We start from the raw sequence: 24,739 nt of genomic DNA, 5'->3' as shown, positions 1-24,739 counted from the left end.
CTTCAATTCCTTGGTTCGTTAAGTCGGACGGACGCCGGCGCTCAGAGTTGTTTGCCTTTTCCTTCAGGCATCATCCACAGGGCAAGCAATGTGATCAGGGCAGTCGCCGCCAACAGCCAGGCTGGCGATGTCGGATCGCCGGTGGCGCCGATCATCCAGGTGATCGCGAACTGGGTCGCGCCGCCGAACAAGGTGCCCCCCACGGTATAGGCTATCGACATGCCGGTAGCCCGCACCTCGCGCGGCAACAGCTCAGGCACCGCGACCAGAGCCGCGGCGGCGCTGATCGAATTCAGCAGCGCCAGCACCCCGGTGACGCCGAGCAAGGCCAGGTAACTTTTCTGATCCACCAGCAGCATGAATGCCGGGTAAGCCACCAGCAGCAAGAGAATGCGCGGAATGATCATGACCGGCTTGCGGCCCACGCGATCGCTCAGCCATCCGCCCAGCAACGACGCCAACAGCGTGACCAGGCCGCTCACCACCGTGGCCGCCATCGCAATGGCCGGAGCCATCTTCAGGGTGGCGATGGCGTAGGTCGTCATGTACAGCACCACATACACCGTCACCGATGGCGACATCAAGGTGAAGGAGGCGATGACGATGAGGCGGGCGTTCTGCGCGAGCAGACGGTAGCGGCTGCCGGCGGCTTTGCTCCTGGCCGCCGGAACATGGGTGTCGGGCATGGCGCGGCGCAGGTACATGGCCACCGGGATAATCAGCAGCCCCAGCGCGAATGCGGCGCGCCAGCCCCAGCTTTGCAATGCCTCCGGACTCAACAGCTTGCTCAGCAGCGTGCCGACGAGGCCACCCGCCAGCATGGCCAGGCCTTGACTGGCCAGCTGCCAGCTGCCGACCAGTCCGCGATGCCGGGAGGGCGCCATTTCAACCAGGAATGACGTCGCCGGGCCGATCTCGCCGCCCAGCGCCAGACCCTGCACCAGCCGGCACAGCACCACGATGACGGGAGCCGCCAGGCCGATGCTGTCGTAGCCGGGGCAGACCACCAGCCCCAGCGTGCCGACCGTGACCAGCGCAATGGTCAGCAGCATCGCCGGCTTGCGTCCGGCGCGATCGGCGTACAGGCCGATGAGGATCGCGCCGACCGGACGAGTGACAAAGCCGACGCCGAACACCGCAACCGACAGCAGCAGGCTGGTCAGCGGCGAACTGCTCGGGAAGAAAGTCTTGCCTATGTAGACGGCGAAAAAAGCGTAGGTAAAAAAGTCGTAGAACTCGAGTGCGTTGCCGGCAACTGCGGCGGCAACCAGGCGGCGCGAGGGAGATTCTTCGCTCACAACTGCCGAGGGATCTGAAGTAGTTTCGCTGGTGGAACGTACGGTTGCAGAGTTCATGGTGGCATTCTTGTCAGGGAAAGATTTTGTTTAAATTCTTAATATTGTTCATACCGGGTTGTATTCTAGGTGGCACCAATCTTGCAGGTCCAACGCATTAATTACATAACAACGATGACTTTTGAGAATAGGGAGTAGGCCATGAATACCAGGCAGCTCGAGCACCTGATCGCGGTCAGCGAAACCGGCTCGTTCAGTCGCGCGGCGGAGAAACTCTTCATCACGCAGTCCGCGCTTAGCCGCAGCCTGCAGTGCCTGGAAGAAGAACTGGGAGGACGCCTGCTGGATCGCATCGGCAAACGCAACAGCCTCACGCCGCTGGGACTTGGCGTGGTTCAGCGCGCCAGGGAAGTGGTCTTGCAAACTTCGGAGCTGCGCCGTTCGGCGCAATTGCTGCAGCAGGGAACAGGTGGCAATATCCGCGTCGGCATGGGATCGGGACCGGGCTTTCTGCTGATGACGCCCTTGCTGTGCCATGTCGCACAACACCATCCGGATCTGCGCAGTTTCATCAGCCGCGGTCCGGTCGAATTGCTGCTCGCCCAACTGCGCGAGCAGCAGCTGGACGCCCTGGTGGTCGACGCCCGCAGGGTCATGCCGCACGCCGATCTGGACATCGACGTCGCGATCGAGATGCGCACCGGATTTGTTTGCAAGAAATCGCATCCGCTGGCCGCGCGCGGCGCCATCGGCATCGACGATATTCTCCAGTTCCCGGTCGTCTCCACGCCCTTGTCGGACGAGGTGGTGCGCCTGCTGGTCAAGACCTATGGCGCCAGGGCCAACGCCGATGAGATGATCACCTTGCAGAGCGAAGATATCCGCAGCCTGGTCGATACGATTTACGCCACCGACGCGGTGTACCTGGGCATACTGGCGGCCGCGCGCGCCGGGCTGGAGCAAGGCGAGCTGGTCGAACTCGATGTCCGCCCGACGCTGACGGCCAGCGCACGCTTTGCGCTGGTGACGCTGCGTGGACGCACACAGGCGCCGGTGATGGTCTGGTTCCGTGAATTCGTGACGACGATCTTGCGCGACAACGCGATGTATCAGGTCTCGCAGGAAAGCGAACCGTCAGCGGCCTGAAATCGCTGCCGGGAACGACCGGCGAATGAGCGGCTGTCCGGCGCTGTAAATTCCTGATGATCCTCAAACGACAAAGCCTGCATTCGCAGGCTTTGTTATTTTCATTCATCAGCCATTCAAAATAACCGGCTGGAAATGCTGTGCAGCTACGCCATGGAATCGTCGTAACCACCGCCGTCGCTGCTGTCGTCAAGATCGATATTGCTCAGGTCGGCAAGATCACTGCCCGATGCGCTATCGCTGCCGCTGTCGGCGCGGTCTGGCGTACGCCCTTTGTCGGCATCGCTGCCGTAGTAGTTATTGACGGTGGTGTTTTCGATGTTTTCCACAGGAGTGGACAGTCCATTCTGATGCATCAGCCCCGAACCGCTGCCGCCGTTCATCAGATGTTCAATTCCCTGGAACAGGAAGGCGCCGCCGGCAACGCCAGCGGCGGTGGCCGCGACGGTACCCAGCATGCCGCCCATCCCGCCGCCGAAAAAGCCCGGGGACGGCGCCGGTGCAGCCTGGTATGGCGGAGCTGCCGGCGCGGGTGCAGGCGTGTAAGTCGGTGCATAAGCAGGAGCCGGATTGGAACGTAAGGACGCCGCCGGCGCATTGCCCCAGGCGTTGCTGTCGAGAAAACCGTGCGCCGGGGCTGCGCCGGACTGCAACGCCTGTAACTGGCTTTGCAAGGAGGCAACCTGCGCCTTGGACGTCGCGAGCGCCTGGTCCATCAACAGCGCTCGCTGTACCAGCAGATAGGCCGCATCCGGCTGCCGGGCGACGGCCGCGGCAATCATCGCATCGGCCTGGGCGTCTTTGCCGATGCCGCGCACCTGTATCAGTTGATTGAGGAAATCTTGAAGCGCTTGCGTTTCTTGAGGACTCATGATGCTTGGCTCCCTGCCGATGTAATGCACAACGATAAACATGACAATATGCGGCCAGTCTTCAGGCTGGCCGGATCCTGATTATGCGCGCGATATCGCCCTGCATTTGTGACCGTAATTGCAAAGTTCGAAACAGCTTGTAACCGGATGTCTGCAAACGGCCGGGAGGCTCCCTTCATCCGCAGCTGAGTGCAGCGGTCGGCAGGACTGCTTTTCAAGAATCGCTCAAGGTGTTTGTCAGCATTGACTGAAACAGCGTGATGAGATGGGATTGATCTTCACCTAAAGGCGCAAAGAATTTGCGGTCAACTTCTTCAACGACCTTGATCGCCTGATGCGCAAGCTTGCGGCCGGCTGCAGTGGTGGAAATAATCTTGGCGCGCGTATCGGTCGGGTGAGCATCGCGCTCGAAGAGTCCATTGGCGAGAAGCGCGCGCACTACCTGAGAGGTCGTCATCGGGTCGCTGCCCGTCAGTTGGGACAGACGCATTTGCGTAAGCGGTTCTTTTGCACCGAACCAGGTCGCCACCGCGAGCATGACAAACTGCGTGTGGGTCAATCCAAGCGGCTGCAAGGCTGCGCGCTGTTCTCGCTGCCAGTTGTTGGATATCCGCCATAGCAAAAAACCAGGACTGTCGGAGGGACCGCTGTGAGCGGTGGGAAGTGGTTTTTCTTTCATCGATACACCTGCTCCATATTCAGTTTGACGCCCATTGTACGAAGCCGCCGGCAACGCTGCGCATGACATGGCGGCGCGGCACCGCTCCCAGCCACGCGCAGCTCATTCCGCCATCCGATTTTCGGCGCGTGAGACAAGTGCTTTCAAGACTTCAGGAAAATCGGAGGATACCGCCGCGCAAATGTCGCCGGCATTCTCTCCGATCACCTCGATCTTGTAGGTTACGCAATGGCGTTCGTTCGGAACAGGGCTGATTTCATGACGCACGCGAACCACGATGTCGCCCAGCTTTGTTTCGTCTGTGAAGAAGTTCGGCTCTTCGACTTCGACAACTTCTGACCTGATGACATCCTGATCGGGAAGCACCATGGTGAACCATGAGCCCGTCGCGAAAGGACCTTCCAGGGTGCATGCATGTACGCCTGCGTTCCAATCCTTCCATTCGGAAACGGCTTTGAAGATTTCCCAGATTGTTGCAGGCGATGCTTTGGTCTCATGGCTGAAAGAGGTGCTGGCGTGGGTGGCATTGGTCATTTCGACTCCTTATATAAGTGAACGTATTATATGTACACTTACATAAAATATCAAGCACGCCGCAAACCCGGAAAACAAGCGTTGGCAAACCCCAGGACTGCAAGCTGCCGGGAGTTGATAATCGGGGAAATAAGATACGCCTTGACGGCTAGCTGGTCATACCGGCTGGTGCGCCTGACCGCGGCATGTGCGGCATTGCCGGGGACGACATCATTTCAGCAGGGCCTGTGAGGAAAGCGCCGGCTCGCGTGCAATGCAATCCATCAGGAAATTCATCACGATTTCCACCAGGGGACTGCGCCGGATATCAGGATAAACGATGATCCAGATATCGCGCGCCGGTGCTGCCGCCTGTGTCGGCAGCGGCACCAGCTGAGGGTCGACGTCGCCGATCATGGTGGGGAGCACCACTGCACCGATGTGGTCGCGCGCCGCCATCTGCTGCGACATGAGATCGCTAGCAAAAAACGCGACCGGGCGCTCGCCCCTGATCTGATGCAACCAGATTTGCTGAGGCAGGTGGTCGAGTGATTCGTCATACGAAATGAACGTCCATTGCCCGGCCGGACGTCGGCTGAATTCGCGCGTACCGTAGAGGCCGAAGCGCACCTCGCCGACTTTCTTGCAGATCAGGTCGCCGTCTTCCGGGCGGACGGTGCGAATGGCGATATCGGCCTCGCCCTTGCCCATGTCGTCCAGCGCAGTGGACGGTTGCAAGATCAGGCGCAGCTGGGGGTGACTGGCTCTCAGCGCCGCGATGCGGGGCACGATGCACGCGCGCGACAGCGAGGGCGGAGCGCTTACCCGAACCGAACCGGCCAGCCCGATCAGCGAGGGACGCGCACGTTGCTCTACCAGGCCCGCGATCTGTGCCATATTCTGCGCCAAAGCGGCGATGGCCTGCCCGTCGGCCGTCAGCGGACGGCTGCGCGGAAGTTTGTCGACCAGCCGCAAACCCAAGGCCCGCTCCAGCGATTCCAATCGCCTGCCCACCGTCGCATGCTCGATCCCGAGTTCCCGCGCAGCACCGGAAAGCGACCCTGTACGGGCCAGCACGCTAAACACATAGAGATCTTGCCAATCAAACATCGGTCAATATTTTCACGGAAAAGGCGAATGTATCGGGAATTTTCTATCGAATCTCGCTGTTTTATCATGCCTGCTGGCAGAGCGAAACAGAAAAATCCAGAACCGATAAGGAGGCAGGCGATGAGAGCGATCACCATAGAACAATATGGCGGCCCGGAAGTGCTGCAAAAACGCAAGGACGCGCCCATGCCGCAAGTGCAGGCCGGCCACGTGCTGGTCAAGCTGGCGTGCGCCGGCATCAATTTCATGGACGTGCACACGCGTCAGGGAAAGTACGCGAACTCGCAGACCTATAACGTGCGCTTGCCTTGCACGCTGGGCATGGAAGGCAGCGGCGAAGTGGTCGCGTGCGGCGACGATGTCCGGGATATCGCCATCGGCGACCGCGTGGCCTGGTGCATCGCCTGGGGCAGTTACGCCGACTACGCCTCGGTCCCGGCTGCGCTGGTTGCCAAACTGCCCGATGGCATGACCCATCAGTTGGCCGCGGCATCTATCTTCCAGGGCTCGACCGCACACTATCTCATCGAAGACGTCGCGCGGCTGGCGCCCGGCAGCACCTGCCTGATCCATGCCGCCGCCGGCAGCATCGGCCAATTGCTGGTGCAGATGGCGAAACTGCGCGGGGCAAGGGTCTTCGTCACGGCCGGCACCGCAGAAAAACGCGCTATGGCAATCCGGCGCGGCGCCGATCACGCATTCGACTATTCGCAGGGCGGCGTCGCCGATCAGATCCGCGACGCCACCGCAGGCGAAGGTGTGGATGTGGTGTTCGATTCGGTCGGCAAGGCGACTTTGCGGGACAGCTTCCGCGCATGCAAAAAACACGGATTGATCGTCAACTACGGCAACGTATCCGGCTCGCTCACCGACCTCGACCCCATTGAGCTGGGCGAAGCCGGTTCGCTGTTTCTCACCCGTCCCCGCCTGGCCGACCACATGACGAACCGGGAGACGGTGCAGCGCAGGGCCGATGCAGTCTTTGCTGCACTACTCGACGGTTCGCTGCAGGTGGACATTGAGGCTTGCTACTCGCTCGACAACGTCGAACAGGCGCACGCGCGAATCGAGAACCGGCAGCAAGTGGGCAAGCCCATCCTGCAACTGTAGGCGCCATCCCGGCCGGGAATAGAAAAGAAGATGGTGCCGGGGATATGGCGGTCGGCGTTAAAGATAAGGAAATGAATTACTGTTTGCCATTCTTTGACGCTCGCTACCGGCAAATAGCAGACCCGCGATCCCATACCGCCTACAACTTTTCCTGGCTCATGCGCCGGGACAGCTCAAGCGCAGTCTCGCGGCGTTCGCTGTATCGGTCTGTCAGGAAGGGCGAGACATCCCTGGTCAGCAGGGTGAACTTGAACAGTTCCTCCATCACGTCGACCACCCGTTCATAGTACGGCGACGGTTTCATCCGGCCGGCATCGTCGAACTCCTGATACGCCTTCGCCACCGACGACTGGTTGGGAATGGTCAGCATCCTCATCCAGCGCCCCAGCACGCGCATCTGATTGAGCGCATTGAAAGACTGCGAGCCGCCCGACACCTCCATGACGGCGAGCGTCTTGCCCTGGGTCGGACGAATCGCCCCTTGCGACAAAGGAATCCAGTCGATCTGCGATTTCATGATGCCGGTCATAGCGCCGTGGCGTTCGGGCGAACACCAGACCATTCCTTCGGACCAGTTGGCCAGATCGCGCAGCTCCACGACCTTGGGATGTGTATCGGGTTCGCTGTCCGGCAACGGCAAACCATGCGGATCGAAAATCCTGACTTCACCGCCGAATGCTTCCAGCAGGCGCGCCGCTTCCATGGTCAAAAGCCGGCTGTAGGAACGCTCCCGCAGGGAGCCGTACAGCAGCAGGAAGCGCGGCCGGTGGCTGGACGCGCCGATTCCTTTGAAATTGGCGACGACCGGCTGCCGGAACAGATCGGGTTCGATATTGGGCAGATCACTGAGCTGGTGCGACACGCTGCCCCTCCGCATTGACCACGACTTCGCCATCTTCCTTGGTGAACGCTCCCAACTGCGGATTGGTCAGGATCTCCAGCACCAGCTCGGATGGCCGGCACAAACGTGTGCCCTTGGGCGTCACGACAAACGGCCGGTTGATCAGAACGGGATGCGCCAGCATGGCGTCCAGCAACTGCTGATCCGTCAGCGCGGCGTTATCCAGGCCCAGTTCAGCGTAGGGCGTGCCCTTCTGGCGAATCGCTTCGCGTACGCTCAGGCCGGCGTCGCGGATCATCGCGACCAGCTGCTCGCGACTTGGCGGATGCTGCAGATATTCAATGACGGTCGGTTCCTCGCCGCTGTTGCGGATCATGGCCAGTGTATTGCGCGAGGTGCCGCAGGCCGGATTGTGATAGATGATGGTCATGATGTTTCCCAGATAGTGAGAGGTGTTGCTATTGCAGGCGTAAGGCCAGCGCCGCGAGCGTCGCCAGCAGCACCGGCATCGTGAGCATGGCGCCGGTGCGGAAGTAGTATCCCCACGAGATGTGGAGCTTCTTCTGATCCAGCACGTGCAGCCAGAGCAGCGTCGCCAGGCTGCCTATCGGCGTGATCTTGGGGCCGAGGTCGCAGCCGATCACGTTGGCATAGACCATGGCCTCGCGTACCGCTCCATGCGCCGTCGTGGCATCGATGGAAAGCGCGCCCACCAGCACCGTCGGCATGTTGTTCATGATGGAAGACAGGATGGCGGTCAAGAAGCCGGTTCCCAGTGCCGCCGTCCAGACGCCATGTCCTGCCAGGGCGTTGAACACCTGTGTCAGGTGAGCCGTCAGGCCGGCATTACGGAGGCCGTAGACGACCAGGTACATGCCGACGGAGAAGAATACGATTTGCCACGGAGCGCCTTTGATGACCTCGCGCGTCGGAATCGCACGCCCCCTCGCGGCGACCGTCAACAAGATGACGGCGCCGCCGCCGGCGACCACACTGATCGGTACGCCCAGTTTTTCCAGCCAGAAAAAACCGAGCAAGAGCAATCCCAGCACCCACCATCCCGCCGTGAAAGTGGCCCGGTCCCGGATCGCTTCGGCCGGCGCCTTGAGCTGCTTCATGTCGTACACAGCCGGGATGTCCTTGCGGAAGAAGATGCAGAGCATCAGCAGGGTGAAGGCCACCGACGCCAGATTCACCGGCGCCATGACGCCGGCGTACTCGGCGAAACCGAGCTTGAAATAATCCGCCGAGACGATATTCACCAGGTTCGACACCACCAGCGGCAAGCTGGCGGTATCGGCGATGAAGCCGGCCGCCATGACGAACGCCAGGGTTGCCTGCGGCGAAAACCGCAGCGCCTGCAGCATGGCAATGACGATGGGTGTCAGGATCAGTGCGGCGCCATCGTTGGCAAAGATCGCCGAGACGACCGCACCCAGCAACACCAGCAGCACGAACAAGCGCCTCCCGTTGCCCCCTCCCCATCGGGCCACATGCAGCGCCGCCCATTCGAAAACGCCTGCCTTGTCCAGCAACAGGCTGATGATGATGACGGCAATGAAGGTCGCGGTGGCATTCCAGACGATATGCCACACCGTCGGAATATCCGCCCAATGGATCACGCCGCAGGCCAGCGCCACGGCTGCGCCGCCGCATGCGCTCCAGCCGATGCCCAAGCCTCTGGGCTGCCAGATGACCAGTAGCAGGGTACACAAAAAGATGACAACCGCCGCCGGCATGATCGTCTCGTCTAAGCCACCGAGGCGGACGGCGGGCAGCACGCGCTTACCGGCGAACACACGTTGCCGCCGCAGCAATTCTCCGTGAGAAAACCGAGGACGTCGTTCATGGCCGCATAGTTGGCGGCATAAATGACGAAACGTCCCTCTTGCCTTGACGTCACCAGGCCGGCGTGCGACAGCTCTTTCATGTGGAAGGACAATGACGAAGGAGCAATCTCCAAGGCTTCACCTATCTTGCTGGCCGCGCAGCCTTCCGGACCGATCTGCACCAGATGGCGAAAGATGCTCAGGCGGGATTCCTGGGCCAATGCGCTCAAGGCTGCGATGACGGCTTTTGTTTCCATGGCTTTTCTCATTAATTCAATATTTCAATTATTATTGAAATATAAGTGATGGGCAAGGAAAAAATTCATTGCCGGCCGACGCCGGTTTACGACCAAAAGCCGGCATGGGACGCTGAAAAACGCCCGCAAATGCAGGCCTTTCCATGATCAATCAAGAAAATGACCCAATGAATAAGCGAGGCCGACGCCATGATCGCAAGAAGATTATTTAGATAAGCGTTGCCACCAAAAAGGAAAAATGCTCTGGCGTCGGATGAGCAAAATATCGTGACTTGAAAATGACGATCCGCAGTCGCTGCCTGATTTAAATTGAGAGAAAACGATTTCTTTTCCGTCCAGAACCATCAGATTTTTCAGCGTACGGCCACTATGCAGTTTGACGTCGATCCAATGGATACCCTCACCCATTTCAGGTCCCAGTTTGCTGCGCAGTTGCTCAGGTATCTCAATTCTGGTCATGGGAATACATGTTTGCGGTTATACGTGATCGGCATATTTGCCTGCTTAATTAACAGGACTGCTGAAAGATCTGATTCAACAGTGATAGAACGATAGCGTCACGAGGCGGCATTGGCATCTATACAGACGTATGTATCGCCGCAAAAGAATTGTGTGTATCTTTCCTATTTGTCAGCTATTTCCTCGCGGGCCGAACTCAAACTTATGGCAACGACCACTCTTATCGTTGAAGATCACCCGCTCTACCGCGGCGCACTGGTCCATCTGATGCATGTCGTCCTCAGTGAGTCGACTACCTTGGCGGCTTCTTCCGCAGAAGAAGGACTCCGTATGGCTGATCAGGCTGAGAACGTCGGCGTGATCATGCTTGACCTGGGGCTGCCGGGATTGCGCGGGGTGGATGCGATTGCATCCTTCAGATACAAATGCCCGTCAGCGCTGATTGTGGTGGTCTCGGCCTCGGAAGATCGTCGCGAAACAATGGCGGCCATCCGCGCCGGTGCGAAAGTTGTGCTGTCGAAAGCAGTGTCAACCGAGGTGATGGCCGATATCATGCGGCGCTTGCTGAACAATGAGTTGCTCGAGCCGGAGTGGATTACTGCCAATGGCAAGATTGCCATCGATGAAGAGGCGTCCATCAAACTGACGCCGCGCCAGCAAGAAATCCTCGTGCTGCTCTCGTATGGGCAATCCAACAAGGAAATTGGCCTGCGTCTCGGACTAGCTGAAATCACGGTGAAGATGCATGTCTCGGCCGTGTTTCGTACCTTGAACGTGGTGAATCGGACCCAGGCCGTATCGGCCGCGCGGCGCCTGGGCCTGTATCAAATCAGCGAAGTCGGATAACAACGCGTCATTACTGTGGTGGCGATATCCCGCCGCTTCGCTCAGGCGCCGGAAACTTCCTGCTTGCCGTTGACCAGCGTGGCCAATGCAGCGTGCAGCATGTGATCCAGAACCGGCTTGTGCAACACGGTCAAGCCGCTGGCCTGAATTTCCTGGACTCGTTGCGGGCCGGTATCGCCGCTGATCAACAAGGCCGGGATATTTTCGTTGTACTCGTTCCGGATTGCATTGATCACGTCGATGCCGGTTTCGTTGCCGCGCAAACGGTAATCGCACAGCAATGCATCGGGTATTTCCGAACTGAGACTGAGCTGTTCAATCGCCGCGCTCCCCGAGGTGGCGGCAATCACCGTGCAGCCCCACTGCTCCAACAGGGTCCGGGTTGCATCCAGAATCACGGGTTCATCATCCACCACGACAACCAGGGCCCCTGCCAGCTCGCCGTCATTGCCGCGCGCCGGCATGATGCGATCGAGCACCAGGTTTTCGGCATGCACGAGCGGCAGATCGAGTGCGAACATGGAGCCATGACCGGGCCTGGAAATCAGCGTCATATGCGTATCAAGCAGCACTGCCAGGCGCTTCACGATGGCCAGACCCAGCCCCAGCCCCTGCCTTCTGTCGCGTTCGGGATTCCCGACCTGGTAAAACTCTTCAAATACCTCCGCCTGGTGTTCCGGCGCGATCCCGGGACCGGTGTCATACACCGCCAGTTGCAGCTGATTGCCTTTACGGCGGCAGCCCAGCAGAATTTTTCCGTGCTCGGTATAGCGCACGGCATTGGCCATTAAATTGCTCAGGATGCGCGACAACAATACCGGGTCGCTCTTGATGAATGCAGAACACGGTGCAACATGCAGCGCCAGGCCCTTGGCTTGTGCTGCCGGCAGAAACTCCATTCTGACCCGCTCCAGTAGCTGTTCGATAGGGAAAATGCCGATTTCCGCCTGCACGATGCTGGCATCCAGCTGCGAAATATCCAATAAGGCGCGGAACATTTCATCCATGGTTTCAGCGCACAGGCGTACGTTCGCCAGCACCGGCAGCGCAGACGGCGGCAATTGGTGCAGGGTCAGTGCTCCCAGATACAGGTTCAGTGCATGCATGGGCTGGCGCAGATCGTGGCTGGCCGCGGCCAGAAAACGCGATTTGGCTTGATTCACCAGCTCCAGCTGGTGCGAGCGCACCTCCGCTTCGCTCTTCAGGCGCTCGGCCTCGCTCACCGCGGTTTCCAGCACGCCGGCCATGTTGTTGAAGGCCCGTCCCAGCAAGCCGATTTCATCGCGCCGGCGCAGGGTAACCCGCGCCGACAATTTCCCGGCCGTCATATCGAGCACGGCGGCCATCAAATGATCAATCGAATCCAGGATCAGCGAATTGCCGATCCACCATGCCGCCAGCAAAATGGCGCAGATGGCTGCCGACAAGATCAACAAGCCGCGCTTCAATGTCGCATTGGCATTGGCGTAGGCTTCCCCTCTGGGGATGCTGACCACCACGTAGAAACTGTGTTCGCCGTAGGGAATGCGTGCAAAAGCATTCAGGCGTTCGATGCCATCGCCCACATCGCTGCTGGAAAACACGCCGTCATCGTTACCGGTCAATAGCTTGGAGAACAGCGCGTCTTTCTTTCCCACCATGGTGCTTTGGTCGGAGCTATGCACCAGTATCGTCCCGTTGCTATCGTACAAGCTCAGAATCGCGCCTTTCGGCAGCCGCGGAGCAATCGTTTTGGAGAGCCAGGAGAGATTGACTGTGACCAGCATCACCCCCTTCAGCTGATGACGGGCATCGAAAATCGGGCCGGCGAACGGCACGATCGGGGCTTTGATGATTTTACCGAACACGTAGCCGCCGGTAACCGGCTTCTCCATGGTCCGGACTTGCCAGAAATACTCGCGGTCGCGGACGTGCATGTTTCCAGGTTCTCCCTTGCGCGCCGCGCAATAGATATCCCCGTTCAAGTCAATGGCGACAAAATTGAAAAAATTTTCCGGCTGGTTCACGGCATTGAACAGCAAATCGGCGAAGCGCCGGTTGCATGCGTCGTGATCTTTACTGAACACGATCGGGTCGCGCGCCAGCAACTCAACCATGGTTCTGGTCTGGCGGTCCAGATCGCGCTGGTAGTTGCTGATCACATGCACCCATTCCAGCGCCGACTTTTCAGCTTCGCTGATTGCCAGCTGCCTGGATGAGGCCGTGTTGTACAAGATCACTCCCAACGCCGGCAAGACGGCAATGAAAACGACGATCAGCAACTTGGCTCTCAAGCCGCCGATATTCAGCGTCAGCGATCTTGTCGGGAACATGGTGCTAGCGATCTTCGCAGTGGCGGCATAGGCTGGATGTCAAAGTCGAATCGGATCTGGCGCGTTATAGATAATCGGGGAGTTCTCTGGCCATACAGGTGAATGTGCCGCCATCGGCGCCGAGGGAAATTCCCAATAGGGTTTTGTTTCTGAATACGAGGTGATTGGCCCCATGAAGCGCAGCATACCGTAAGGCGTTTCTCGCGTGGTCTCCAGCCGCCCCAATAATTCTGCGGACGGCCCCGGGACTGGCTGCCACTCATGTGGCAGCAGACGGCCAAATGACTGAGTCCACATGGCACTACGACACAATGACACCCGCACATGGTAGCTGCCGCCCTCTCTCGCTCGCATCAAGAGTGCAGCCAGCGCGCCATAGGCGCCGAGATAACCGGTGATGTAGTCGTTCGGATAGACCGGACTCAGCGTGGGATTGTCCGCACTGCCCTGGGCAAACGCCATGCCGGTGACTGACTGGGCCAGTTGTTCCCAGCCGCCGCGCTCGCCCCACGGACCGCTCTCGCCGTAGCAACTGAACGACACATAGACAATGCCGGGCCGCTGCCGGGCGGCGGCTTCAGCCGAAAAGCCCAGCCCCGCCATCGTTCCGGGGCGATAGCTCTGAACAAAAATGTCAGCGCTTTTCAGCAAGCCATTCAGACGTTCCGCATCCGGTGTCTGGGTCAGGTCCAGCAACGTAGAGAGTTTGCCATGGCCGGTATCCATCACGAATGAGGGAATCACCGGATGGGCAGGCGGACGCACCCGCAACACTGTCGCCCCCTGCTCCGCCAGGGTGCGCGTGCACATGGGGCCGGCCAGAACATGGGTGAGGTCAAGCACCCGAATTCCCTCCAGCGGGCGTCTTGCCGCGCCCATTGCTTCCGGTGCGCTATCGCCAATGCGTTCAATTTCGATGACTGGCTGACTGGCCAGCAGACGGCCTTGCGGCGTATTCAGCCACTCATCTTCGCTGCGCGCAATGCCGCCGCACAGCTTGGCTTTGGCGATGGCGTCTTCCAGAGCAGCAGAATCCCAGGTCGACACGGCTTCTGCGATGGATGCTGCCTCGTTGGGACAATTGAGCAATTTCAGCAAACCATCGCGCAAATGGGGGTAGCCGGCATGCATGAAGATGTGACGGCCATCGCGGCAGCGGAAGAAATTGGTCAGCGGGTACGCCTCATCGGGATAGGGTACGGGATAGCCGCGTTGACGCAAATGCACAACGCTCTTGAGCGACACCGCTGCATCGGCTATATCGACCGAGACTGCTTGCGACCTGCCGCTGCGCTGGTGCCAGATGGAAGATATCGCGGCCCCTTGCGCCGCCAATACCGTTGCAGCGGCCTTGCCAAGCAAAAAAGGAGTCGGAAACACCGGATCGCGACCGGTGATACTGATATTGCCGCCCGGCGGGATAGTGACGCGTCCCAATTCCAGCAATTCACACAGAGCCAGATCCATTGCTGGTGCATACGTTTTCATTTTCTCTCCATCGCGCTTGCGGATTGATTTATCACTGAAGAAAAATGATAACCGGATGGACGTCATGCATCGATACATACTTTCGTATAGGAAAGGTGCCGGGCTGCCCCATCTCTGTTCGATCTGAGAAGAAATCAGTACGCCGGCGCCATTCTCCAGGATGTCGTGACGGCCAGGACGGCGGGCCACGCTATCGGTGGCTATTCAGGATTTCATCCTGGTAGCCAAGAAAGACTAACTTCGGGCAATGCCCTTAGACCTACTTCCGCTTTCGGCCAGAAGCCGACATTCCCGTCTAAAGAAAAAGCCCGCTTGAGCGGGCTTTTTCATGTACGGAAGCGAGAAGTCAGCTATCGGATAGTAACGGACACCGAGTCAATCCTCGGGCCATGCCATCAGACATACCGTCACATCCCCGATTGACTAAAATTTTTGCGACGCTGAACAAATTAGTATTGACTTATATATTAGCAATTACTAATATATTCACCATGCACACCACTTCTCTTGACACTGTTATGCGCACACTCGCCGATCCCACGCGGCGCGCTGTTTTTGAACGGATTGTGCAAGCGCAGGAAATCAGCGTGGCTGAACTGACCGAGGGCAGCGGCGTTACCCAGTCTGCGATCTCACAGCATCTTGGCTCCCTCAAACGTGCAGGTCTGGTTGCTGACCGTGCACAAGGCCGCAACGTGTTCTATCGCGCCGAGCCGAAAGGCCTGGCGCCGCTTGCTGATTGGATGAGCCATTACGGCGTGTTCTGGAGCAAGCGCTTTGCCGATCTCCGAATCCTCTTGAAAGAAATTGATCCATGAATGATGTCAATTTGAAATCGCCTACGCAGGAAATCGTGGTGGATGAAGTCTTCCCTCACGCCCCCGAAACAATCTGGAAGACTCTTACCTCGGGAGCATTGATGGCTCGCTGGCTCATGGAGCCGCACGGCTTCTCCCCCGTACAGGGCACACACTTCACTTATCAAACCAAGCCGGCCGGGGAATGGGACGGCACCATCCACTGCGAAGTGCTGGAGGTTGTGCCGAACGAGCGCTTCGTCTATGCCTGGAAAGGCGGTCACGAGAGCAACAAAGGATATGGCTCGCGGTTGGATACAGTCGTCGCATTTACGTTGACCAGAGTTCCGGAAGGCACGCGATTGCGGCTGGTGCATTCCGGCTTTGTCACGCCAACGAATGACACCGCGTTCCACAACATGCGCGAGGGGTGGCGTAAGGTCGTGCCCAATCTGGGCAACTTTACTGACGGGGTGCACTGAGAAGCACCGGCGAACTATGCTTCAAGACAGGAGAAATGCATGAGCGATACCTACACCGGCGGATGCGCCTGCGGCGCGATTCGCTACGAAATTCCCGGCGAGCCGTTCTTTATGAATCACTGCCAGTGCCGCGACTGCCAGCGAAAAAGCGGCACCGGCCATGGTTCCTATCTGACCTTCGCTGCTGACGGTGTAAAGCTTACCGGCGAAGCGACGCAATGGGACATGGTCGCCGACAGCGGGAATGTGAAGACGCGCGCATTCTGCCCACGCTGCGGTTCCCCGGTCTATATGCGTTTTGCAGCCATGCCGCAAATCTTCACGGTTCATGCGGCGAGCCTGGACGATCCGGGTCGTTATAAGCCACAGGTCGTCACTTACCGTATGCGCGCTCAGACGTGGGATTATCTCGATCCCGCTTTACCTGCCTTCGACAAGATGCCTCCCGGCTGATCAACAATAGCGCGTCTGGCCAGACACGGTCGGGCGTTTTTTTCAGAACGAAAAACGTGCGGTTGCCCGCATTGCTTGCCGCCTCTGCAATCCGGCGGCATCCCTTTCAATCTCAGACAAAATCCGGAATCTGCCGAGCCAACAATCGTCAATGAGCAGTGTTGCCGCTGGATGGTTTCATACCTGGCGCCAACACCAGTTCTGCATCGGCAGCGACGTAGCGGGAATAGCGATAGTCACGGATGAAACTGATTCTTCCGTTCTTCCATTCCAGCCACATGATGTAGCTCGGTTTCGGATTATCGCGGTCTTCGAAGACCGCAATGACCTCCCGTCCCTCAAGCCAGCCAGGGACAAGCCACACGCCGTCAATCTTGGCATAAATGGTGAAGAACATGCCGACGTCTGCCGCTCCGACGCGCAGCGGATACGTGGATTGATTGAGTTTAACGTCGTCAGCCAGAAGCGCCCGCAAGCCATCCCAGTCTCGTTGGTTGAACAGAGCCACATAGCGTGCGACCGCCTCGGATGCCGGCCCCGGTTCTTGACGCTGGCTGGTCTGGGCGTTGATTTCACGAAGGCGCGTGCGTCCTCTTGCCAAATGGCCTTTCACGGCATCGACGGTAAGATCGAGCAGGGCGGCGATCTCTACCAGCGATTCGTCGAGCACATCCTTCAGAATAACGACGCTGCGTTGAACGAGGGGTAATTCCGCAAAACGGGATACCGCGGTTTTAACAGCTTCCTGGCGCATCAACGTCTCCACGGGATCAGGGTTGGCCAAATCGACGACATCCGAAGCCGCAACCATTGGCTCGGCTTTTCGCACCACCCGGCTGCGCAGCAGGTCGAGAGCGCGGTTATGTGCGATTCGGAACAGCCACGGTCGAAGCGGTGTTGCCTCATCCAGATCCGGCAATGCCTCCAAGGCCCGGATGAGCGTGTCCTGCACAACGTCCTCTCCGTCGATAACCGATCCCATGAGGCGCGCGCAGTAGCGGTGCAACTCGGGCCGCAGTTGGCCGGCAACGGCAAGGATCTCCGCTTTGCGGTCGCCGTTCCCGGAAGGCGGCCCGGCGCTCACGCTCCGGCTCCTTCCAGTACCGAGATCCCCGCACCCTTGATTCCGAATGCGACGGCGCCGGAAAACTGCGGATCGTCCAGCAGGGAGACGACCATTTCACCGAACTGGCGAGGCGGCATCGGGGCGCCAAAGCGAACGACAAATTCTTCCGGCGTGACGCCTGCAACATGCGCGTAGGCGTTGGCTCCCGCGTCCCCGACTCCGGTGCCGAGAACCATTTGCTGCGGCACGATCGTCTGGAAGCTGATGTCCAGATTCTTCTTCTCCGCGACGCCGTTGGCGTACTTGGCCATGGTCCAGAGCATGCGTTTGGCGCCGGCATAGCCTCCCGATAACGGAGAACCGTTCACGGCAGCGCCGCTGGAAACTGTGAGGACACGACTTCCGGGATTGAGTGGCAGGTTGAGGGCCGCTTGCAACCAATAGAGCCCGGCCTTGACGTCGGTATCCCAGGTCGCCGTGAAATCCGCCCAACTCACCTGATCCAGCCGCTCCATCCGAGGCTTCGCACCCGCGTTAAGGATGAGAATATCCGGGCGGACCTCACCAAGGATGCGATGAGCAGCGGCTTCGTCCGTCACATCGGCCGCGATCGTAGCGACGCCCAGACGAGCCTGAGCAGACGCGAGCGCCTCGACGCCACGGGCGACAACCGTCACCTTGGCGCCCTGTGCAACCAGAGCTTCGACCAGTCCGAGCCCAAGACCGCGGCTTCCGCCGGTAACGATGACATTCTTGCTGTTGAGATTCATGATTTGCACTCCATTGTCCAAGTCTAGCTAAGACGAATGAACCTTGAAAAAAGAGTCAATCTGCAAGACCAAACCTCATCGTCTGAAATAGCGGGCCGGCAATCGTGGAAATCTCAGAGTTCGAGGCAGACTTTTCCAAAGTGTACTTGGGATTGATAGTGCTCAAAAGCAGCGGCAATTTCTTGCAGCGGGAAACAGCTGTCGACAACGGGTCTCAAACGATTGACGTTGATCGCTCGAATCATATCTTCCTGGTCTGCCCTGCTACCAATCGAGATCCCGCTCAGCCGGATCTGATTTGAGAATAAGGCTGGAATGGATATCTGCCCCGCAAAACCGGTCAATACGCCAATTAGAGCAATGTGGCCGCCTGTCCTGCACGCTGCGATCGATTGCGCCAGCGTGTCGGGTCCGCCGACCTCGATAACATGATCGACTCCGCGTCCGTCCGTAAGAACTCTGGCCGTGCCGCCCCAATCCGGATCGGTCTTGTAGTTTATGAAGGCGTCCGCCCCGAGAAGCTTGAGCTTCTCCAGCTTTTCGTCGGAAGAAGAAGTCGCGATGACCTGCGCACCCGCAGCTTTCGCAAACTGTAATGCGAACAGCGATACGCTCCCTGTCCCGAGAATCAATACCGTATCGCCGGGTTTCACCTGACCGGATACCACCAGGCCTCTCCAGGCAGTTACTCCGGTGCAAGTCAGCGTGGCAGCTTCAACATGTGTATACCCCTCGGGCGCCTTCGTGAAAGCGCTCGCCGGCATGCATACGTACTCGCGGGCAAAACCGTCAAAACTTTCGCCTGGGATATCCCGCCGGGTTGCGGGCGTCATGGCTCCTCCCTGCCAATAAGGATAAAACGTACTGACAACGGCGTCTCCGACTTTCCATTCATCGACATCGTCGCCTATCGCGACAACTTCGCCCGCACCGTCTGACAAAGGAACACGACCGTCATCGCATGGCGCTTCCCCGCGCACGATGAAGAGATCGCGGTAGTTCAACGAAGAGGCGTGTATTCTGACCAACACTTCACCTGATTCAGGGCGAGGAGGATCTTCCTCAACCAAGCTGAGATTTTTCAATCCTCCGGGCGCTCGCAGTCTGACCGATTTCATTGATGTCTCCTTCAGTAAGCAGGCAACGGTTCATGATCTGTGCTGGAATCAGGCTGCCCTTTTCCCCGCTGAATTAAGTCACGCAAACTGCCGTTGATCAGGCCATCCCATGCATTTGTGCAAACTCCATAGCATTCATACTCGGGAACAAGGCCCACGTGAGTGAAACGGACTTCCGTCTTTCCTCCTATCCTGATGATGTCGAAAACAATGTAAGTGCCTTTCCACTCGGTCTTGTCCTGGATAAAACTAAAGTAGTTATCGACGACGGTCCATACGACTTTTTCTCCGGGGACGAGATCAGTGATCTCAATGTCACACCGGTGCACATCCAGGAGATGATGTCTGAAATGCGCGCCGATTTTATCGGTGCTGCCTTCTATGCTTTCAGACCACCATTCGCGCACATTATTGATGGCAGCGAAAACCGCTTCGGGCGACTGGCTCACCACGAAACCGGTGGAATAGCTGCGATGCTTCGTCGTCTTTTTCAGCGAGAGCTTGCGTTTGTTCATGATAAATTCTTTTCCGGATACAGACAGTGATTCCGAAGGCCGGGCTGCCCCGGCGCAATGTCAGACATACCTAAATGACAGGTACAAATTTTCTGGCGGCCTTCCAGAGTTGACGATTGATGAAATCGGGAGCGAGACGGCGCATGAAGGAAAGTTGCCGGGATTGGCCGGGATGGATTTCGAGCCGCCCTTTTCTGAGGGCGTCAATGGAAAGCGCTACCAGTTCGTCGGCTGTGATCAGCGTGATGCCATCGTCGTCGGACACATCTTTCGTCATGTCGGTCTTTACCGCAGGCGGCATGATCTCGATGATTTCCACGTCTGCATCTTCCAGCTGAAATCGCAGCGACTGGGTGTAGGAGTGAATCGCCGCCTTGGTCGCGCAGTAAATGGGCAGGCACGGTAGCGGCACGAAGGCGAGACCTGAAGATACATTGATCAAGGTTCCCTTATTGGTTGTGAGGATGTCCATGAACGCGGAGGTCATGCGAACTACGCCGCCTACGTTGATGTTCACCTCTTCCATCAGTTCGTCCAGGCCCGCTGCAGAGGTTGTGAGGTTTCTGTAGCGACTGATCCCCGCATTGTTGACGAGCACGTCGAGTTTGGGAAAATCCGCCTTCATCCTCGCAGCGAGGGAAGTGATCTCCGCGGGATTGCCGACGTCGCTGCGGATGGTATGGAGTTCCGGATATTTCGCGTTGATCCGGTCAAGCGCAGCTTGACGTCGGCCGGTCACGATGACGGTATTGCCGAGGTCGGCGAACTTCAGGGCGAACGCAAGGCCAATACCTGCGGAACCGCCTGTGATGAGGATAGTGCGATTGGTGAGTCTCATGAGGATCCTTGTGATATCCGGCTCTCTACGCTGTGGAGGCGCTGCGCGTCAGAAACGATGCGCAGCGTTTTCAAGTATCGATTTCTGCCTGCCTGACAGGTGGAAGGCAGCGCACCAGGGTTAATCGTCGAGGCTGCCCAAGCTTAAGTTGAGAGTCGTCCCCGTCAGCCCGCTCGCCTGATCGGAGGCGGCAAAGACTGCCATGTGGGCCATTTCCGAAAGCGACGACAGCCGCTTGGTGTGAGTTCTTCCAGCGATCACACCTTGAAATTGTTCCCAGGTCATCCCCCATGCCTTGGCATGAAGTCCAAAGACTTCCTTGATCGTGTCAGACTCCGGCATTCCGTGAGGGCGAAGGCCGACCACGCGAATGCCGTAAGGTGCAAGCTCCGCAGACAGACCGCGCGTCAAGGATTCGACCGCGCTCATCGCCGGCCCCACGCCACCCATCAATGGGATACCTATTCGCGAGGGAGTCGATGTCACCGTCATGATGACACCCGATTTTTGCTGGATCATTTGTCGGGCGGCAAGCCGGGACGTCAAAAAATACGACTTGGTATAGGTGGCTATCGGCAGTGAGAACTGCTCTATATCCAGATTGCTTAAGGCGGTACCCTGCAATGTCGTGTTGCGAATACCGACGGCATTGAAGGAAATGTCGACCCTTCCGACCTTGTCGACCACAGATTTCAAATGTCTTTCGATTGCGTGCTCATCGAGCGCATCGACTTCGGCAGCTTCAGCCGCGCCGCCGATTTCAGTTGCGACCGCTTGCACCTTGGCAAGAGTCCGGCCCGTCAGGAACACCGTGGCCCCCGCTCGCGCAAAAGCGCGGGCCACGGAGCTTCCGACGGCTCCTGCTGCACCATAAACGATTGCGTACTTGTCTTTAAGTTGCACGATTACTTCCTTTCCTTATATTGATGGACACGCCGTTGCCGCAGGAGCGGCATGACGAGAACCGGCATTTACCGGCAACACACGAGAGAGTTGATGAAACACGTCTGCCGTGCATTTGTAGTCAGGACGTTTGAGGCGGACAAAAAGAGTCACGCCGAGGAAGGATGTCCGTCATCAAGACGGTGAAATAGTGTTGAAACCGAAGTCACACTTGTTCGTTGGACGCTGGTGCGCGTGATTGCTGCGGGATGACCGAAATGACGGCCGATTGCGAGATGCCAGGCCAGGCGCCCTAGATACAGAACTGGGACAGCTGATTTCACAGGCGATACGAGGCGCCGGCACGGCATAAAACTCGCGCCGGCTATTGACCTACTCCCCCATGAGGACAGGAACCTGAGCCACTAGGGCGTCAATCAGGGTCCGAGTCCTGAGAGGCAGATATTTGTTCTGCGGCCATACTGCGTAGATATCGACCGACAGCACCCGGTCCATATCCATGACGAGTGCCAATTCTCCGGAAGCCAGATAGGGCGCACCCAACCAGCGCGGCAACCAGGCTAATCCGCCGTCGTGGACAGCTGAATCGGCAACAGCCTGGAGATCGTCGTAACGTTCCCGGCTGTTTAAAAGCACCTCCCGGCTGGAACCGTCCACATCACGAACGCGCCAGGTACGCGCCTGGATCGTGCGGCCGTAAAGAATACCCGTGTGCTGCTTCAGGTCGGCCACGCTGGACGGCCAGCCATTTTTCGCCAGATAGGCCGGCGAGGCAAAGATTGCCATCTGCTGTCCTCCGATCTTGCGCGCAACCAGGCTCGTTGAATCCGCGATAGATCCGATTCGGATTGCCAGGTCGAACCCGTCCGCCAACACGTCCACAATCACGTCTGAAAATTCCGCCTCCAGCTCAAGCCGGGGATGTTCGCGAATCAACGATCGCAGTACAGGCGCCACGCAGCGACGACCGAAAAGAATGGGGGCGCTCACGCGAATTCGCCCCTCCAGTCCTTGTCGCCCATCCTGCAAAACCGATTCCATGTCTCGCAAATTCGTCAGCAGCCGACTACAGTGTTCGTAGTATCGGCCACCCTCGTCGGTAAGCGTCTGTTGCCGGGTGGTGCGATGAAACAAGCGGAGACCGAGGCGAGCCTCCAGCTTTGCGATCGATTTGGCGACGGCGGAGCGAGTGACGTTGATGCGGGTCGCCGCACCGGCGAAGCTGCCAGCCTCGACCACCGTCAGAAAGGTCACAATGCCGTTGAGGTTGTCTTCAAACATGGTTTCTTTGCGATGTCGTGAGTTGTAGCCCGGGCGCGCCTGATGTCATCCCGCTCGCGACCGGGCGGTGCGTACTCTTTTAGCGATTTTATGACGACTCAAGCATTGGATCAATTAACTATCCAATGTGCTTCTTTATATTCTCCAATGGAGAAAATTATTCCATTTAAACTCTTTTTCAAGATCATCACGCCAGGAACATTCAAACCCGCGCATGCCTGATCGATCTCTCCACTACCTAAGAGACCAACATGAATCTGACGACAAAAATTGCGCTGCGTAGCGCTTCACTGGTGGCCACGGCTCTGCTCGCTGGAGCTTGCTGGGCCGCGGCACCCATGCAGAAATTTCAAGCACCTGGCTTCTATCGGATGATGCTGGGCCGCTTCGAGGTCACAGCCCTTCACGATGGGACCATTGATCTTGAACCAGGCAAGCTGCTGACCAATACAACTCCAAAGAAAGTGGAAAATGCGCTGAACGCATCGTTTCAAGGGCCGGTGGTTCCCGCTTCAGTGAACGGCTTCCTGATCAACACCGGCGACAAGCTTGTCCTGATCGATAGTGGCACCGGTCCCAGCGGCATATTTGGACCGAGCCTCGGACAACTGCTAAAAAATCTGACGGCCTCGGGTTACCGCCCCGAACAAGTCGATGAGGTATACCTTACCCATCTCCACCCGGATCATGTCGGAGGATTGCTGACACCATCTGGTGAAGCATTTCCGAATGCCGTCATACGCCTCGATCGCCGTGAATTTTCCTATTGGACGGATGCCCAACAAGCGAAGACTGCGCCGGAAGGACATCGGCCATTTTTCCCATTCGCTGAATCTGCGCTCAGACCCTACAAGGAGACGGGGCGCATCAAGCCCTTCGACGGCAACGTTGAGCTGACTCCAGGCATTCAGGCTGTCTCAGCGGCTGGACATACGCTTGGCCATACCGTCTACAAAGTTGAGTCGGAGGGACAACGCATGCTGGTGTGGGGGGATGTGATGCATGTGGGTGCTATTCAATTCGCACAACCGCAGGTCACGATTGTCTTCGACACCGACTCTCCAATGGCCGCCAAGGCCAGAGCGAAAATCTTTGCCGAAGCTGCTGCGGATCGTGTCATTGTCGCCGCCGCTCACCAGCCATTTCCTGGACTCGGCCATCTTCTGCGCACACGCGTCGGATATACATTCATCCCCTATCCCTTTGGTGGTGTGAAATAAGCTGAAGGAACCTGGTTCTCGGCAACACGATTCGACAAACGCCCCAAGCGTCCTGCACGCTGAAACCAGAAGAAATTCGCGGGGGAAGTTTTCAGAAAGAATTTCCTCCTCGTTTTGTAGAAGTGAAACTGTTGATTTGCTCGCGGAATTGACCCTCTCCAATTGATCCACCTTCCAACGTCTGGCGAAGGCCGCGACCCGATCGTACGACCCCTCATAACCCAACGCGCGCAGCTCCAGATGGAGTTGTTTTAACGTACGACGTTGCTTGCGTGATTTGGCCGCTTCGGTCTTTAACCAGGCCGAGAGTTTACGTGTGTACTTGTCCAGAGAACTTCGAGGACGCCTGTCTGCGTAGGCTGGCTCAATGGTTTCCGCGCGAATGTATCGCCTGACGGTGTTTCGTGAGATGCCTAAACGTCTGGCGATCTCTCGCAATGGGACCTGGTCACGAAGGTGCCAGCGTCGAATAATTCCAAGTAATGCCACGTCGATCACTCCGATCTCCTGCTTATGGTCATAAGCAGAATTGTGTTCTA

General features: G+C 58.1%; 26 protein-coding genes and 1 pseudogene. 7 read left to right on the top strand and 20 right to left on the bottom strand.

Annotation, left to right across the window (positions count from 1 at the left end; all coding sequences use genetic code 11):
* Nucleotides 1-41 precede the first annotated feature (41 nt).
* On the bottom strand, nt 42-1,355 hold the full coding sequence (locus AKL25_RS13710; protein ID WP_050478247.1) for an MFS transporter: 1,314 nt from the start codon (nt 1,353-1,355) through the stop codon (nt 42-44).
* A gap of 141 nt (nt 1,356-1,496) precedes the next feature.
* Here AKL25_RS13710 and AKL25_RS13705 point away from each other — a divergent pair, with 141 nt between their 5' ends.
* Nucleotides 1,497-2,441 (top strand): LysR family transcriptional regulator, encoded by a 945-nt coding sequence (locus AKL25_RS13705; RefSeq protein WP_050478245.1) that lies wholly within the window; start codon nt 1,497-1,499, stop codon nt 2,439-2,441.
* Between the two features lie 146 nt (nt 2,442-2,587).
* On the opposite strand, the gene AKL25_RS13700 is transcribed toward AKL25_RS13705, so the two are convergent.
* The 4 genes from AKL25_RS13700 to AKL25_RS13685 form a co-directional block, all read right to left on the bottom strand.
* Nucleotides 2,588-3,313: a DUF2076 family protein gene (locus tag AKL25_RS13700; protein ID WP_050478243.1), complete on the bottom strand. Its 726-nt coding sequence runs from the start codon at nt 3,311-3,313 to the stop codon at nt 2,588-2,590.
* Nucleotides 3,314-3,527: 214 nt separating this feature from the next.
* Entirely contained in the window at nt 3,528-3,992 is a 465-nt protein-coding gene (locus tag AKL25_RS13695) for a MarR family winged helix-turn-helix transcriptional regulator (protein WP_050478241.1), read from the bottom strand.
* 102 nt (nt 3,993-4,094) lie between these two features.
* Nucleotides 4,095-4,526, bottom strand: a complete 432-nt coding sequence (locus AKL25_RS13690) for an SRPBCC family protein (RefSeq protein ID WP_050478240.1) — start codon at nt 4,524-4,526, stop codon at nt 4,095-4,097.
* 210 nt (nt 4,527-4,736) lie between these two features.
* Complete coding sequence (locus AKL25_RS13685) at nt 4,737-5,615, bottom strand: LysR family transcriptional regulator (RefSeq protein ID WP_050478239.1); 879 nt, start codon at nt 5,613-5,615, stop codon at nt 4,737-4,739.
* A 120-nt stretch (nt 5,616-5,735) separates the two neighbouring features.
* Between AKL25_RS13685 and AKL25_RS13680 the strand changes: the two genes are divergently transcribed.
* Nucleotides 5,736-6,725 carry a quinone oxidoreductase family protein gene (locus tag AKL25_RS13680; RefSeq protein WP_050478238.1) on the top strand — a complete coding sequence of 330 codons (990 nt, stop codon included), beginning with the start codon at nt 5,736-5,738 and terminating at the stop codon, nt 6,723-6,725.
* Between the two features lie 139 nt (nt 6,726-6,864).
* Here the strand turns inward: AKL25_RS13680 and arsH are convergent, their stop codons facing one another.
* The 5 genes from arsH to AKL25_RS24240 form a co-directional block, all read right to left on the bottom strand.
* Nucleotides 6,865-7,602 carry an arsenical resistance protein ArsH gene (arsH, locus tag AKL25_RS13675; RefSeq protein ID WP_157050644.1) on the bottom strand — a complete coding sequence of 246 codons (738 nt, stop codon included), beginning with the start codon at nt 7,600-7,602 and terminating at the stop codon, nt 6,865-6,867.
* Nucleotides 7,568-7,996 (bottom strand): arsenate reductase (glutaredoxin), encoded by a 429-nt coding sequence (gene arsC / locus AKL25_RS13670; RefSeq protein WP_050478236.1) that lies wholly within the window; start codon nt 7,994-7,996, stop codon nt 7,568-7,570. Before arsC ends, arsH begins: the two co-directional genes overlap by 35 nt.
* A 28-nt stretch (nt 7,997-8,024) precedes the next feature.
* On the bottom strand, nt 8,025-9,305 hold the full coding sequence (locus tag AKL25_RS13665) for an arsenic transporter (protein WP_050478386.1): 1,281 nt from the start codon (nt 9,303-9,305) through the stop codon (nt 8,025-8,027).
* 11 nt (nt 9,306-9,316) lie between these two features.
* Complete coding sequence (locus AKL25_RS13660) at nt 9,317-9,652, bottom strand: ArsR/SmtB family transcription factor (RefSeq protein WP_205627251.1); 336 nt, start codon at nt 9,650-9,652, stop codon at nt 9,317-9,319.
* Between the two features lie 204 nt (nt 9,653-9,856).
* Nucleotides 9,857-10,111, bottom strand: a complete 255-nt coding sequence (locus AKL25_RS24240; RefSeq protein ID WP_157050643.1) for a hypothetical protein — start codon at nt 10,109-10,111, stop codon at nt 9,857-9,859.
* A 153-nt stretch (nt 10,112-10,264) separates the two neighbouring features.
* Here AKL25_RS24240 and AKL25_RS13655 point away from each other — a divergent pair, with 153 nt between their 5' ends.
* The gene (locus tag AKL25_RS13655) at nt 10,265-10,957 is read left to right on the top strand and encodes a LuxR C-terminal-related transcriptional regulator (RefSeq protein ID WP_157050642.1); all 693 of its coding nucleotides are present in this window, start codon (nt 10,265-10,267) and stop codon (nt 10,955-10,957) included.
* Between the two features lie 41 nt (nt 10,958-10,998).
* On the opposite strand, the gene AKL25_RS13650 is transcribed toward AKL25_RS13655, so the two are convergent.
* The gene (locus AKL25_RS13650) at nt 10,999-13,269 is read right to left on the bottom strand and encodes a hybrid sensor histidine kinase/response regulator (RefSeq protein WP_050478233.1); all 2,271 of its coding nucleotides are present in this window, start codon (nt 13,267-13,269) and stop codon (nt 10,999-11,001) included.
* A 39-nt stretch (nt 13,270-13,308) separates the two neighbouring features.
* The gene (locus tag AKL25_RS13645) at nt 13,309-14,823 is read right to left on the bottom strand and encodes a CoA transferase (RefSeq protein ID WP_205627250.1); all 1,515 of its coding nucleotides are present in this window, start codon (nt 14,821-14,823) and stop codon (nt 13,309-13,311) included.
* A 425-nt stretch (nt 14,824-15,248) separates the two neighbouring features.
* On the opposite strand from AKL25_RS13645, the gene AKL25_RS13640 reads away from it, so the two are divergent.
* From AKL25_RS13640 to AKL25_RS13630, 3 genes are read left to right on the top strand one after another with little or no spacing between them, the layout of a single operon-like run.
* Nucleotides 15,249-15,575, top strand: coding sequence for an ArsR/SmtB family transcription factor (locus AKL25_RS13640; protein ID WP_050478385.1), 327 nt, complete (start codon nt 15,249-15,251; stop codon nt 15,573-15,575).
* The gene (locus tag AKL25_RS13635; protein ID WP_050478231.1) at nt 15,572-16,036 is read left to right on the top strand and encodes an SRPBCC family protein; all 465 of its coding nucleotides are present in this window, start codon (nt 15,572-15,574) and stop codon (nt 16,034-16,036) included. The genes AKL25_RS13640 and AKL25_RS13635 overlap by 4 nt, the downstream gene beginning before the upstream one ends.
* A gap of 39 nt (nt 16,037-16,075) precedes the next feature.
* Nucleotides 16,076-16,489 carry a GFA family protein gene (locus AKL25_RS13630; RefSeq protein WP_050478230.1) on the top strand — a complete coding sequence of 138 codons (414 nt, stop codon included), beginning with the start codon at nt 16,076-16,078 and terminating at the stop codon, nt 16,487-16,489.
* A gap of 148 nt (nt 16,490-16,637) precedes the next feature.
* On the opposite strand, the gene AKL25_RS13625 is transcribed toward AKL25_RS13630, so the two are convergent.
* The 7 genes from AKL25_RS13625 to AKL25_RS13595 form a co-directional block, all read right to left on the bottom strand.
* The gene (locus AKL25_RS13625) at nt 16,638-17,573 is read right to left on the bottom strand and encodes a sigma-70 family RNA polymerase sigma factor (protein WP_050478229.1); all 936 of its coding nucleotides are present in this window, start codon (nt 17,571-17,573) and stop codon (nt 16,638-16,640) included.
* The gene (locus tag AKL25_RS13620; RefSeq protein WP_050478228.1) at nt 17,570-18,325 is read right to left on the bottom strand and encodes an SDR family oxidoreductase; all 756 of its coding nucleotides are present in this window, start codon (nt 18,323-18,325) and stop codon (nt 17,570-17,572) included. Before AKL25_RS13620 ends, AKL25_RS13625 begins: the two co-directional genes overlap by 4 nt.
* Nucleotides 18,326-18,438: 113 nt before the next feature.
* On the bottom strand, nt 18,439-19,443 hold the full coding sequence (locus AKL25_RS13615) for a zinc-dependent alcohol dehydrogenase family protein (RefSeq protein ID WP_050478227.1): 1,005 nt from the start codon (nt 19,441-19,443) through the stop codon (nt 18,439-18,441).
* Between the two features lie 11 nt (nt 19,444-19,454).
* Nucleotides 19,455-19,958, bottom strand: a complete 504-nt coding sequence (locus AKL25_RS13610; protein WP_050478226.1) for an SRPBCC family protein — start codon at nt 19,956-19,958, stop codon at nt 19,455-19,457.
* Nucleotides 19,959-20,028: 70 nt separating this feature from the next.
* Nucleotides 20,029-20,796 carry an SDR family oxidoreductase gene (locus tag AKL25_RS13605; protein WP_050478225.1) on the bottom strand — a complete coding sequence of 256 codons (768 nt, stop codon included), beginning with the start codon at nt 20,794-20,796 and terminating at the stop codon, nt 20,029-20,031.
* A 120-nt stretch (nt 20,797-20,916) separates the two neighbouring features.
* The gene (locus AKL25_RS13600) at nt 20,917-21,699 is read right to left on the bottom strand and encodes an SDR family NAD(P)-dependent oxidoreductase (RefSeq protein WP_050478224.1); all 783 of its coding nucleotides are present in this window, start codon (nt 21,697-21,699) and stop codon (nt 20,917-20,919) included.
* A gap of 372 nt (nt 21,700-22,071) precedes the next feature.
* Nucleotides 22,072-22,980, bottom strand: coding sequence for a LysR family transcriptional regulator (locus AKL25_RS13595; RefSeq protein WP_050478223.1), 909 nt, complete (start codon nt 22,978-22,980; stop codon nt 22,072-22,074).
* Between the two features lie 251 nt (nt 22,981-23,231).
* Between AKL25_RS13595 and AKL25_RS13590 the strand changes: the two genes are divergently transcribed.
* Complete coding sequence (locus tag AKL25_RS13590; RefSeq protein WP_050478222.1) at nt 23,232-24,200, top strand: MBL fold metallo-hydrolase; 969 nt, start codon at nt 23,232-23,234, stop codon at nt 24,198-24,200.
* Nucleotides 24,201-24,373: 173 nt separating this feature from the next.
* Here the strand turns inward: AKL25_RS13590 and AKL25_RS24675 are convergent.
* Nucleotides 24,374-24,698, bottom strand: a pseudogene (locus tag AKL25_RS24675) (helix-turn-helix domain-containing protein); the annotation flags it as partial.
* Nucleotides 24,699-24,739: the final 41 nt, after the last annotated feature.

It is taken from the genome of Herbaspirillum rhizosphaerae (genome assembly GCF_001189965.1).
Classification (GTDB): Bacteria; Pseudomonadota; Gammaproteobacteria; order Burkholderiales; family Burkholderiaceae_D; genus Herbaspirillum; species Herbaspirillum rhizosphaerae.
Note: the sequence above shows the minus strand (reverse complement) of the source record. Positions and strands in the feature narration are given on the sequence as shown.